9 protein-coding genes and 3 tRNA genes are annotated in these 11,083 nt (G+C 72.9%); 5 read left to right on the top strand and 7 right to left on the bottom strand.

Translation table 11 applies throughout. The features are described from left to right. Together E1165_RS25195 and E1165_RS25190 are read left to right on the top strand one after the other, a co-directional pair. Positions 1-2,239: RNA degradosome polyphosphate kinase (locus E1165_RS25195; protein ID WP_132394217.1), on the top strand; the 2,239-nt coding region annotated here is incomplete at its 5' end. Positions 2,240-2,277: 38 nt separating this feature from the next. Next, entirely contained in the window at positions 2,278-3,162 is an 885-nt protein-coding gene (locus E1165_RS25190) for an NUDIX hydrolase (RefSeq protein WP_132394216.1), read from the top strand. Between the two features lie 55 nt (positions 3,163-3,217). Here E1165_RS25190 and E1165_RS25185 read toward each other — a convergent pair whose 3' ends face one another. From E1165_RS25185 to leuC, 3 genes are all read right to left on the bottom strand, one after another. After that, positions 3,218-3,883 carry an HU family DNA-binding protein gene (locus E1165_RS25185; RefSeq protein ID WP_207917034.1) on the bottom strand — a complete coding sequence of 222 codons (666 nt, stop codon included), beginning with the start codon at positions 3,881-3,883 and terminating at the stop codon, positions 3,218-3,220. Positions 3,884-4,055: 172 nt separating this feature from the next. Continuing rightward, positions 4,056-4,643 (bottom strand): 3-isopropylmalate dehydratase small subunit, encoded by a 588-nt coding sequence (gene leuD / locus E1165_RS25180; protein WP_132394214.1) that lies wholly within the window; start codon positions 4,641-4,643, stop codon positions 4,056-4,058. Positions 4,644-4,658: 15 nt separating this feature from the next. After that, on the bottom strand, positions 4,659-6,101 hold the full coding sequence (gene leuC / locus E1165_RS25175; RefSeq protein WP_132394213.1) for a 3-isopropylmalate dehydratase large subunit: 1,443 nt from the start codon (positions 6,099-6,101) through the stop codon (positions 4,659-4,661). 49 nt (positions 6,102-6,150) lie between these two features. Here leuC and E1165_RS25170 point away from each other — a divergent pair, with 49 nt between their 5' ends. Further along, positions 6,151-6,837: an IclR family transcriptional regulator gene (locus tag E1165_RS25170; protein WP_088977837.1), complete on the top strand. Its 687-nt coding sequence runs from the start codon at positions 6,151-6,153 to the stop codon at positions 6,835-6,837. 169 nt (positions 6,838-7,006) lie between these two features. Here the strand turns inward: E1165_RS25170 and E1165_RS25165 are convergent. The 4 genes from E1165_RS25165 to E1165_RS25150 all read right to left on the bottom strand — a co-directional run bounded on the left by E1165_RS25165 (position 7,007) and on the right by E1165_RS25150 (position 8,485). Beyond that, a tRNA-Glu gene (locus tag E1165_RS25165) sits at positions 7,007-7,079 on the bottom strand. A gap of 217 nt (positions 7,080-7,296) precedes the next feature. After that, positions 7,297-7,369, bottom strand: a tRNA-Glu gene (locus E1165_RS25160). Between the two features lie 134 nt (positions 7,370-7,503). Then, a tRNA-Gln gene (locus tag E1165_RS25155) sits at positions 7,504-7,575 on the bottom strand. Between the two features lie 106 nt (positions 7,576-7,681). Then, entirely contained in the window at positions 7,682-8,485 is an 804-nt protein-coding gene (locus E1165_RS25150; RefSeq protein ID WP_132394212.1) for a fumarylacetoacetate hydrolase family protein, read from the bottom strand. A gap of 166 nt (positions 8,486-8,651) precedes the next feature. On the opposite strand from E1165_RS25150, the gene E1165_RS25145 reads away from it, so the two are divergent. Then, complete coding sequence (locus E1165_RS25145; RefSeq protein WP_132394211.1) at positions 8,652-10,169, top strand: hypothetical protein; 1,518 nt, start codon at positions 8,652-8,654, stop codon at positions 10,167-10,169. 33 nt (positions 10,170-10,202) lie between these two features. Continuing rightward, on the top strand, positions 10,203-11,066 hold the full coding sequence (locus E1165_RS25140; protein ID WP_132394210.1) for a 3-methyladenine DNA glycosylase: 864 nt from the start codon (positions 10,203-10,205) through the stop codon (positions 11,064-11,066). Positions 11,067-11,083: the final 17 nt, after the last annotated feature.

The raw sequence follows: 11,083 nt of genomic DNA, 5'->3' as shown, positions 1-11,083 counted from the left end.
CAACGGCACCCGGCGGCGCGGCGTCGACGGGCGGTTCCGCCCGTCCCGTGCCCCCGAGGACACCCCCGACACGACACCCGACTCCCCGGACGCCAGCACCGCCGGCGCCTCCGCCGGACTGGACGAGGTGCTCGACGCCGACGAGCGGACGACGCCGGCCGACCCGACCGCCGAGCCGTTGCCCGAGGACCGGTTCCTCAACCGGGAGCTGTCCTGGCTCGACTTCAACGCCCGGGTGCTGGCCCTGGCCGAGGATCGGCGCACCCCGCTGCTGGAGCGGGCGAAGTTCCTGGCGATCTTCGCCGGCAACCTCGACGAGTTCTACATGGTGCGGGTCGCCGGGCTGAAGCGCCGCCTCTCCGCCGGCCTGCCGGTCCGCGGCGGGGACCGGCTGCCGCTGCGCACCCAGCTGGAACTGGTCGCCGAGAAAGCCGCCGGTCTCGTGGCCCGGCACGCCGCCTGCTTCGTCCACGACGTGCTGCCCCGGCTGGCCGCCGAGAACGTGCGCATCCTGCGTTGGGCGGACCTGGACGACTCGGAGCGGGAACGGCTGCGCACCTACTTCCGGGAGCACATCTTCCCGGTGCTCACCCCGCTCGCGGTGGACCCGGCGCACCCGTTCCCGTACATCTCGGGGCGCTCGCTGAACCTGGCGGTCGCGGTTCGCGACCCGGACGGCGGCTCCGAACTGTTCGCCCGGGTCAAGGTGCCGAACAACGTGCCGCGTTTCGTCCGGGTCGCGCGGGACCGGCCCGGTCTGCGGATGCTGCCGGTCGAGGAGCTGATCTCGGTGCACCTGGGCCAGCTCTTCTCCGGCATGCAGGTCGTCGAGTGCCACCTGTTCCGGGTGACCCGCAACGCCGAGATGGAGGTCGACGAGGACCGCGACGAGGACCTGCTCCAGGCGCTGGAACGGGAACTGGCCCGACGTCGTTTCGGCCCGCCGGTACGCCTGGAGGTCGCCGCGTCCATCTCCGACCACATGCTGGAGCTGCTCGTCCGCGAGCTGGACATGGACGACCACGACGTGCTCCGGGTGCCCGGGTTGCTCGACCTGTCGGCGCTGTGGCAGCTGTACGGCGAGGCCGACCGTCCCGACCTGAAGGATCCGCCGTTCGTGCCGGCCACCCACCCCCGGCTCGCCGAGGGCGAGGTGCCCCGCAGCGTCTTCGCCACCCTCCGCGACGGCGACGTGCTGGTGCACCACCCGTACCACTCGTTCGCCACCAGCGTGCAGCGCTTCATCGAGCAGGCCGCCGCCGACCCGAACGTGCTCGCCATCAAGCAGACCCTGTACCGCACCAGCGGCGACTCCCCGATCGTCGACGCCCTGGTGGACGCGGCCGCCGCGGGCAAGCAGGTGGTGGTGCTGGTGGAGGTGAAGGCCCGCTTCGACGAGGTGGCCAACATCGGCTGGGCGCGCACCCTGGAACGGGCCGGCTGCCACGTCGTCTACGGCCTGGTCGGCCTCAAGACGCACTGCAAGACCGCGCTGGTGGTACGCCAGGAGGGCAACCAGATCCGCCGGTACTGCCACATCGGCACCGGCAACTACCACCCGAAGACGGCCCGGCTGTACGAGGACTTCGGGGTGCTCACCGCCGACCCGGAGATCGGCGCCGACCTCACCGACCTGTTCAACGTGCTGACCGGGTACAGCCGGCAGACCGCGTACCGGCGGCTGCTGGTCGCCCCGCAGGGCATCCGCCGCGGCCTGGTCGAACGGATCGAACGGGAGATCACCCACGTCCGGCTCGGCATGCCCGGCCTGGTGCAGTTCAAGGTGAACGCGCTGGTCGACGAGGAGATCACCGACGCGCTGTACCGGGCGTCCCGGGCCGGCGTGCACGTGGACCTGATGATCCGGGGCATGTGCACGCTGCGGCCGGGGGTGCCGGGGCTGTCGGAGAACATCCGGGTCCGGTCGATCCTCGGCCGGTTCCTGGAGCACTCCCGGATCTTCCGGTTCGGCAACAACGGCGACACCGAGTTCTGGATGGGGTCGGCCGACCTGATGCACCGCAACCTGGACCGACGTGTGGAGGCGCTGGTGCAGGTGAGCGACCCGGTGGCCCGGGCCGAGCTGGACCACGTGCTGACCGCCGCGTTCGGTCCCGAGGTGGACGCCTTCGAGCTGGCGGCCGACGGCACCTGGACCCGACGTACCGGCACGTCGGAGGAACCGCTGGCGGACCTCCAGGAGCTCCTGCTGCGGCGGGTGGGCGGCACCGCCGGCTGAGCCGCCCGTGCCGGTGGCGGCGGACGTATGGTGACCGGATGGTGGACGAGGAACCGGCGGGCATCCGGGCGGCGGGCGGGGTGGTCTGGCGGCCGGGCCCAGACGGCGGTGTCGAGGTCTGCCTGGTGCACCGCCCCCGCTACGGCGACTGGTCGCTGCCGAAGGGCAAGCTGGAGCACGGTGAGCACCCGTTGCTGGCCGCCGTCCGCGAGGTGGCCGAGGAGAGCGACGTGCGGGCCGTCCCGCAGGTCCGGCTCCCGACTGTCCGCTACCGCAGCGAGGGCCGACCGAAGGCGGTCGACTACTGGTCGATGCGGGCGGTGGGCGCGGGCGGTTTCCAGCCGGGCACCGAGGTCGACGAGGTGGGCTGGCTCAGCGTCGACGAGGCGGTGCGGCTGGTCAGCTACCCGCACGACGCGCAGGTGCTGACGGCGTTCGCCGCGCTGCCCCCGGTGTCCACGACGATCGCCCTCGTCCGGCACGCGCACGCCGGCAGGCGGGCCACCTGGTCCGGCCCGGACGACAGCCGGCCGCTGGACGTCGAGGGGTGGGCCCAGGCCGAGGCGTTGGCGCCGCTGGTGGCGTTGGTCCGCCCGACCCGGCTGCTGTCGGCGTCGGCACGCCGCTGCGTGCAGACCCTCGACCCGGCCGCGGCCCGGCTCGACCTGCCGATCGAGGTGTGCGGCGACCTGGACGAGCCGCGTCCGGGCCAACAACGCGAGGAGTGCGAGTTGGCCGCCGCCGGCCGGCTGTTGTCGCTCGCCGCCGTCGGCGAACCGGTCGGGATGTGCAGCCAGGGCAAGGTGATCCCGGGGGTGCTGGCACGGCTGACCGGCCGGGCCGGAGACTTCGCCACCCCGAAGGGCGGCGGCTGGCTGCTCGCCTTCACCGCCGACCGGCTGCTCGCCGCCGACCGGCTCTGACGCGGGAAGGGCGCCCACCGTCGTGGTGGGCGCCCTTCCCGTCGTACGCGGCCGTTCAGCGCTTGGCGGCGGACTTCTTCGCCGGCGCCTTCTTGGCCGTGGTGCTCTTCGCGGCGGTGGTCTTCTTCGCCGCCGTGGTCTTCTTGGCCGCGGCGGCCTTGCTCGCCGCCGTGGTCTTCTTGGCCGGGGCGGCCTTGGTGGTGGCGGACTTGGCCGTGGTGGCCTTGGCCGCCTTGGTCGCGGTGGTCTTCCTGGCGGGCGCGGCGGCGGTCTTCTTCGCCGCCGTCGCCTTGGCCCCGGTGGCCTTGGCACCCGCCGCCTTGGCCCCGGTCGCCTTGGCCCCGGTCGCCTTGGCCCCGGTCGCCTTGGCCCCGGTCGCCTTCGCGCCGGTGGTCTTGGCGGCCGCCGTGGCGGTCTTCTTGGCCGGGGCCGCGGCCTTCGGCACCTTGCCGCTGGCCACCATCTCCTTGAATCCGGCACCCGGACGGAAGGTCGGGACGGACGTCTTCTTGACCTTCACCGCCTCACCGGTACGCGGGTTGCGGGCTGTTCGGGCACCCCGGACGCGCTTCTCGAACGCTCCGAAGCCGGTGATTGCCACCTTCTCGCCCTTGGTGACCGCCGCCTGGACCTCAGCGAGGACCGCGTCGAGCGCGGCCGTCGCCGTCTTCCGGTCCCCCAGGCGAGCGGCGAGCGCCTCGATGAGCTCGGCCTTGTTCACGACTTCCTCCCGATTGTGCGACTGACTCGACGCGAGCCATTCTGCGCGCACCGTATGCCCTGTGCTGCCTGGACACAAACATTCGGTGGAAAAAAGCCCTTGTGTCGTAACGGATTCGCCCCCACCGGAGGATCCGGTGGGGGCGAGAACCGAGGAAACGTGGGACGTTCGGCTACGCGACGGCAGGCTTGAACGCCGGCCGTGACGACTCGTACGCGCTGATCTCCGCCTCGTGCCGGAGGGTGAGTCCAATGTCGTCCAAGCCCTCCATCAGCCGCCACCGGCTGTGGTCGTCCAGCGGGAACGACCAGCGGGACTCGCCGAGCCGGACCTCGCGGGTGGTCAGGTCGACGGTGAGGGGAGTGGTCGGGTCGGACTCGGTCCGCGCCCAGATCTCCTCGACCGCTTTCAATTCCAACTCCACCGGGAGAAGCCCTTCCTTGAGGGCGTTGCCCCGGAAGATGTCACCGAAGCGGGGCGAGATCACCGCCCGGAACCCCCAGTCGCGCAGCGCCCAGACGGCGTGTTCCCGGGACGACCCGGTGCCGAACTCGGGACCGGCCACGAGAATCGACGCACCGGAATATGCGGGATCGTTGAGCACGAATTGCGGGTCTTCCCGCCACGCGCTGAAGAGCCCGTCGGCGAAGCCGGTCCGGGTCACCCGCTTGAGGTACACGGCCGGGATGATCTGATCGGTGTCCACGTTGGATCGCCGCAGTGGCACGGCGGTGCCGGTGTGGGTGGTGAACTTGTCCATCTCTCGGCTGCCCTTCTACAGGTCGGCGGGGGCGGCGAGCCGGCCGACGACGGCGGTGGCGGCGGCGACCGGCGGCGACACCAGGTGGGTACGCCCGCCCCGGCCCTGCCGTCCCTCGAAGTTGCGGTTGGAGGTCGACGCGGAACGCTGGCCGGGCTTGAGCGTGTCGGGGTTCATCCCGAGGCACATGGAGCAGCCGGCGAAGCGCCACTCCGCGCCGGCGTCGGAGAAGACCTTGTCCAGCCCCTCCGCCTCGGCCGCCTCCCGGACGGCCGCGCTGCCGGGCACCACGAGCATCCGTACGCCGTCGGCGACCCGGTGCCCGCGCAGCACGTCGGCGGCGGCGCGCAGGTCCTCCAGCCGGCCGTTGGTGCAGGAACCGACGAAGACCACGTCCACGGCGAGGTCCCGCAGGGGCGTGCCGGGGGTGAGGTCCATGTACTCCAGGGCCCGCCGGGCGGCCGTCCGCTCCGCCTCGGTGACGAACTCCTCCGGGTCCGGCACGACCGCGCCGAGCGGCGCCCCCTGGCCCGGGTTGGTGCCCCAGGTGACGAACGGGGTGATCCGGCCAGCGTCCAGGGTCACCTCCGCGTCGAAGGTCGCGCCCGCGTCGGTGGGCAGGGTCCGCCAGTAGGCGATCGCCGCGTCCCACTCCGCGCCCTGCGGGGCGTGCGGCCGACCCTTGAGGTACGCGAAGGTGGTCTCGTCCGGCGCGATCAGGCCGGCCTTGGCGCCCCACTCGATGGACATGTTGGCCACCGTCATCCGGCCTTCCATGGAGAGCCGCCGGATGGCCTCGCCCCGGTACTCGACGATGTGGCCCCGCCCGCCGCCGGTGCCGACCTGCGTGATCAGCGCGAGCACCAGGTCCTTGGCGGTGACCCCGGGGCCCAGCTCGCCGACGACGTTCACCGCCATCGTCTTCGGCCGGCTCTGCGGCAGTGTCTGGGTGGCCAGGACGTGCTCGACCTCACTGGTGCCGATGCCGAAGGCGAGCGCCCCGAAGGCGCCGTGGGTGGCGGTGTGGGAATCGCCACAGACGATGGTCATGCCGGGCTGGGTGACGCCGAGCTGCGGGCCGATGACGTGCACGATTCCCTGGTTCTCGTCACCGAGGGGGTGCAGCCGCAGGCCGAACTCGGCGCAGTTGCGGCGCAGCGTCTCGATCTGGGTACGCGAGGTCGGGTCCGCGATGGTGAGCAGATCACCGCGGCGCAGCCGGAACGACGGGTCGTCGTACCCGGTCGGGGTGTTGTGGTCCTCGGTCGCGAGCGTGAGATCGGGCCGGCGCACGGGGCGGCCGGCCAGGCGCAGCCCGTCGAAGGCCTGCGGGCTCGTCACCTCGTGCAGCAGGTGCAGGTCGATGTAGAGCAGGTCCGGCTCACCCTCGGCAGTCCGTACCACGTGCGCGTCCCAGACCTTCTCGGCCAGGGTCCTCGGTCGAGTGGCTCCCACCATCTGGACATCCTAAATTCTGGGAGGTAAATTTCGGCTTGTGGGACACAGTATGAGCGGTGTCGGCGTCCTCGACAAGGCGGTGGTCATCCTGGCCGCCTGTGTCGACGGCGCCAGCCTGGCCGAACTCGTTGAACGCACCAAGCTGCCCCGGGCCACCGCGCACCGGTTGGCGCAGGCGCTGGAGATCCACCGGATGCTGGTCCGGGACACCCAGGGCCGCTGGCGACCCGGGCCCCGGCTCGGCGAGCTGGCCAACGCCGCCCCGGACGTGCTGCTGACCGCGGCCGAGCCGCTGCTGGCCGCGCTGCGCGACGCCACCGGCGAGAGCGCCCAGCTCTACCTACGCCGCGCCGACGAGCGGGTCTGCGTGGCCGCCGCCGAGCGGGCCAGCGGCCTGCGGGACACCGTGCCGGTCGGTTCGGTGCTGCCGATGACGGCGGGCTCGGCGGCGCAGATCCTGCTCGCCTGGGAGCCACCGGAGGCGGTGATGCCGCTGCTGCCGCGCTCCAAGTTCACCGGGCGCACCCTCGCCGAGGTGCGCCGCCGGGGCTGGGCGCAGAGCGTCGCCGAACGGGAGGCGGGTGTGGCGAGCGTCTCCGCGCCGATCCGGGACCGCACCGGTCGGGTGATCGCCGCGATCAGCATCTCCGGTCCGATCGAGCGCCTCGGTCGCCGTCCCGGCGAACGCCACGCCATGGCCGTCGTCCGCGCCGGCCAGCGCCTCTCCGGCCTGTGATTCGGAGGTCGCCCACGCTGGCGGGTTACCGGGCGCCTGGACGCCGCACCCTGCCGCATTCCACGAGCCACCACCGCGCGTCCGCCCACCCTTGCCGGCGATGACAGGCTGGGCGGGGCGGCAGAAGGGAACGGCCCGCCTCGTGGGACGAGACGGGCCGTTCCGGGTGTAGCCCCGACCGGATTCGAACCGGCGCTACCGCCTTGAGAGGGCGGCGTCCTGGGCCGCTAGACGACGGGGCCAGGCAGTTTTCCTGCAACACCACCTTGGCGGGCGGTGCGGTTGTAGTCTAGCGGCACCGCCGTGACGCCCCACCGAGGGGGTCACCGCACCGGGCCGGGGCGGCGGCCGTCCCGGCAACACCGCCGGCCAGAGCTCGGACGCCCCGCGGAACGGACGCGGAACCAGCCCGAACGCGAAGAAGCCCGCCCCAAGAGGTGGGACGGGCTTTCAGTGCTGTAGCCCCGACCGGATTCGAACCGGCGCTACCGCCTTGAGAGGGCGGCGTCCTGGGCCGCTAGACGACGGGGCCAGAACAAACTTCGCTTCCCCACCGGAGCCGGTGGGGAAGCTGCACTCTATCAGAGATCATCTGCCGCCCGAGCGGGCACACAGCGAACTCCGCCAGAATCCAGCGTCCGGGATTCTCGCGAATCCACGGTTGCGCTGGGGTACCAGGACTCGAACCTAGACTAACTGAACCAGAATCAGTCGGGCTGCCAATTACCCCATACCCCATTGGCCCCTTGCGGCGCCGAGAAAGAACTTTACCCTCCCCACGCCAACAGGCCAAATCCAACCCCCCGAACCGCATCTGACCTGCGAAAACAGGGCATCGGACGGATCAGGCGACCGGAACCACCGGGTTGGTGAGCTCCCCGATCCCCTCGATCCGCACGGTGACCGTATCCCCCTCGACGAGCGGGCTAACCCCCGCCGGGGTGCCGGTCAGCACCACATCGCCGGGCAGCAGCGTCATCACGTGCGAGATGTACGACACCAGGGCCGGCACGTCGAAGACCATGTCCTTGGTCCGGCCCAGCTGGCGTACCTCCATCTCGTCGGGACGGCGGCCCACCTCGCAGCGGACCTCCAGGTCGGAGACGTCCAGCCCGGTGGTGATCCAGGGGCCGATCGGGCAGAACGAGTCGAAGCCCTTGGCCCGGGTCCACTGCCCGTCCGAGCGCTGGAGGTCCCGCGCGGTGACGTCGTTGGCGCAGGTGTAGCCGAAGATCGCCTGCTCGGCGGTGGCCCGGTTGGCCCGCCGCGCTCCGGGAGCGCCGATCACCACGGCCAGTTCCGCCTCGTGCTCCACCTGCTTGGAGAAGATCGGCAGCCGGATCGCGTCCCTCGGCCCGATCACCGAGGTGGAGGGCTTGAGGAAGAGCAGCGGCTCCTTCGGCACCTCGCTGCCGTGCTCCGCGGCGTGCTCCGCGTAGTTGCGCCCCACGCAGACCACCTTGCTGGGCAGGATCGGCGAGAGCAGCCGTACGTCCGACAGCGCCCACCGGCCGCCGGTGAACTGGATCCGCCCGAACGGGTGGCCCTCGATCTCGGCGATGGTCAGGGCCTGCGGCCCGCCACCCGGCTCGCCCTCGACGACCCCGAACGACATTCCCTTGGCATGAGCAAAACGAGCGATACGCACCTGGCCAATCTAGCCCCGCCAGCCGGTCCGGAGTCCGGCGACGCCCCCCGACCACAGGCGCCGTCGGCGCAGGGTACGCCCGGCGCGGCCGGTGGGGGCGAGATTCGGAACTTCGTACCCGGCCGGAGGGGACCGCCCCTAGCGTCGGCTTCGGAGGTGCGTTCGTATGCCTGCATCGAGACGACACCACAGGGCCCTCGCCGTGTTCGTACACGGCCTGGGGATCCTCGCCGCCGTGCCGGCCCTGCCCACGGTGACGTCCCCGACCGAGGCCGCGGCCACTCCGGTGGTGACCCCGGCGACACCGGCGTCGCTGGCGCGTCCGGTCCCGTCCGCGACGGCGCCGGCGGCACGTCCGCTGCCGGCCGCGACTCCCGCGCCACCACGCCACGGGGCCGGCACGGCCCACCCGGTCGGCGCGGCCCGGCCGACGCCGGATGCGTCGCGGCTGTCCGGCGTCGCGGCCACCGGGGCGGTGATCCCGGTGACACCGGCGGTCCCGGCGCCGGGGATGGCCACCACCGCTCACCCCGGAGTGCCCCGCCCGGCCCCGCCGGTCACCGTGTCGGTGACGGCGGCCGGGACACCGGCCCCCGGCTACCGGATCCAGGTGCGCAACGGCGGCAGCACCCCGGTCGACGCCATGGTGCGGCAGCAACTGCCGGCGGGTACCTCGACGACCGCGGTGAGCGCCGGCGGTCGGGTCACCCGGACGGCCGGACCGCAGGGCACCGGGGAGGTCACCTGGCGGCTGCGGCTACCGGCCCGGGGCACCAGCACCGTTCAGACGGCGCTCGCGCAGACCGCGCCCGGCCGGTCGGTCACCGCACCGGCCTGCGCCTTCACCAGCGACGGCAACCGGCCGTACGACTGCGCCACCGTCACCTGGCAGCCGGCGGCGAACCCGGCGGCGCAGGCCGAGGAGGCCGCCCCCGCCTGGCGACGGCCGCCGGTCCTGGCCGCCGCCCTGGTCGTGCTGCCGGTGCTGACCGCTGGCCTCATCTGGGGATGGCTGCGCCTGCGGCGGCGTCGTGCCGGCGTGGAACCGACCGGCGTCGCGCCCGTCACTGCGGGTGCCCCGCCGTCCGCCGGAGGGCCGGGCACCGCCGGCGGTGGCACCGTCTACCCGCGACCGGCGGCCCCGGGCATGCCGGGCAGACGTCGCCGACCGCCCGGCTGGGCGATCGTCGGGATGGTCGCCGTGGTCCTCGCCGCGGTGGTTTCCGGGGCGGTGTTCACCGCCACCCGGGAGGTCTCCGCGATCGACACGGACAAGCAGCCCACCAGCGGCGCGTGGATCGGGAGGAGCGCCACCGGCACGGTCGGGACCCCGCTGCGGGAGAAGGCGTTCGAGTTCACCGTCTACCGGGTGGCCTGCGAGACCGGCACCGGAACGGGCCGGCGGTGCCAGGCCACGGTCGGGGTGCGCAACGTGACGCCCGAGCAACAGGTCTGGCACGGCGAGCTGCAACGGGCCTACCTGCCCGGCGGCAACTGGGTCAGCACGGACCAGGACGCCACCCGGCGGGTCAACCTGGGCCGGGACGTCTTCGCGCAGCCCCTGGCGGCGGGCAGCCGGGTGGTGCTGCCGCTGGTGTTCACCCTCACCGGACCGCAGCAGCCCGAACAGCTCGAGCTGCGCAGCGGGGTGTTCTCCGCCGGGGTGCGGGTGGACGTGCCCTGACCGGCGGCGGAGCGGCGGTCGTACCCTGGGTCGGTGACCGCCGCCCCCGCACCCGCCGCCCTCGGCGCGGCCGACTGGCAGGCCCGGCGACGCGCGCACGAGGAACGGGTGGACGCCTGGCTGGCGCCGCACCTGGCCCGCCGCCGGCAGGGCGGGAAGCACCCCGTGGAGGACTTCCTCTTCACCTACTACGCGTACCGGCCGGCCCAGCTCCGGCGCTGGCATCCGGGGCCGGGCGTGCTGCTGCGCGACGCCGATCCGGCCGAGTTCGGGCGGGACTACCGCGCCGACGCCGCCGGGGTCACCCTCGACACCGGCCGGGTACGCGAGCGTCGCGCCGACTCGATCGCCTGGATCCGTGGTCTGCTCGCCGCCACCGCCGGCCGCCCGGCGCACCTGGGCTGCTTCGGCATGCACGAGTGGGCGATGGTGTACCGGCAGACCCAGGATGAGGTCCGGCACAACGCCTGGCCGCTGCGGCTGAGCCCGCAGCGGACGGCGGCGGTGGTCGAGGAACGGGGCGTACGGTACAGCCACTTCGACGCGTACCGGTTCTTCACCGCGCCGGCCCGGCCGTTGAATCTGCTCGCCCCGACCAGGGAGAGCCAGCACGCGCTGGAGCAGCCGGGCTGCCTGCACGCCAACATGGACCTCTACAAGTGGGCGTACAAGCTCTCGCCGTTGGTGCCGAGCGAGCTGGTGGCGGACTGTTTCGCGCTGGCCCGCGAGATCCGGGTGCTGGACATGCGGGCCAGCCCGTACGATCTGGCCGCCCTCGGGTACGCCCCGGTGCGGGTGGAGACCCCGGAGGGGCGGGCCGAGTACGCCTCGGCGCAGCGGGACTTCGCCGGACAGGCGGCCGTGCTCCGCGCCCGCCTGCTGGCCGCGCTGGCCTGACCCCCGTACCCCGACAG

The organism is Micromonospora sp. KC723, from assembly GCF_004348595.1.
In the GTDB taxonomy this organism is placed as follows: domain Bacteria; phylum Actinomycetota; class Actinomycetes; order Mycobacteriales; family Micromonosporaceae; genus Micromonospora.
The sequence above is the reverse complement of the archived record's forward strand: the minus strand, read 5'-3'. Positions and strand labels throughout refer to the sequence as shown.

Coding starts and splice junctions, on each gene's coding strand:
- E1165_RS25190 (WP_132394216.1), top strand. CDS start 2,278: ATGGTGGACGAGGAACCGGCGGGCATCCGGGCGGCGGGCGGGGTGGTC.
- leuD (WP_132394214.1), bottom strand. CDS start 4,643: ATGGACAAGTTCACCACCCACACCGGCACCGCCGTGCCACTGCGGCGA.
- leuC (WP_132394213.1), bottom strand. CDS start 6,101: ATGGTGGGAGCCACTCGACCGAGGACCCTGGCCGAGAAGGTCTGGGAC.
- E1165_RS25170 (WP_088977837.1), top strand. CDS start 6,151: ATGAGCGGTGTCGGCGTCCTCGACAAGGCGGTGGTCATCCTGGCCGCC.
- E1165_RS25145 (WP_132394211.1), top strand. CDS start 8,652: ATGCCTGCATCGAGACGACACCACAGGGCCCTCGCCGTGTTCGTACAC.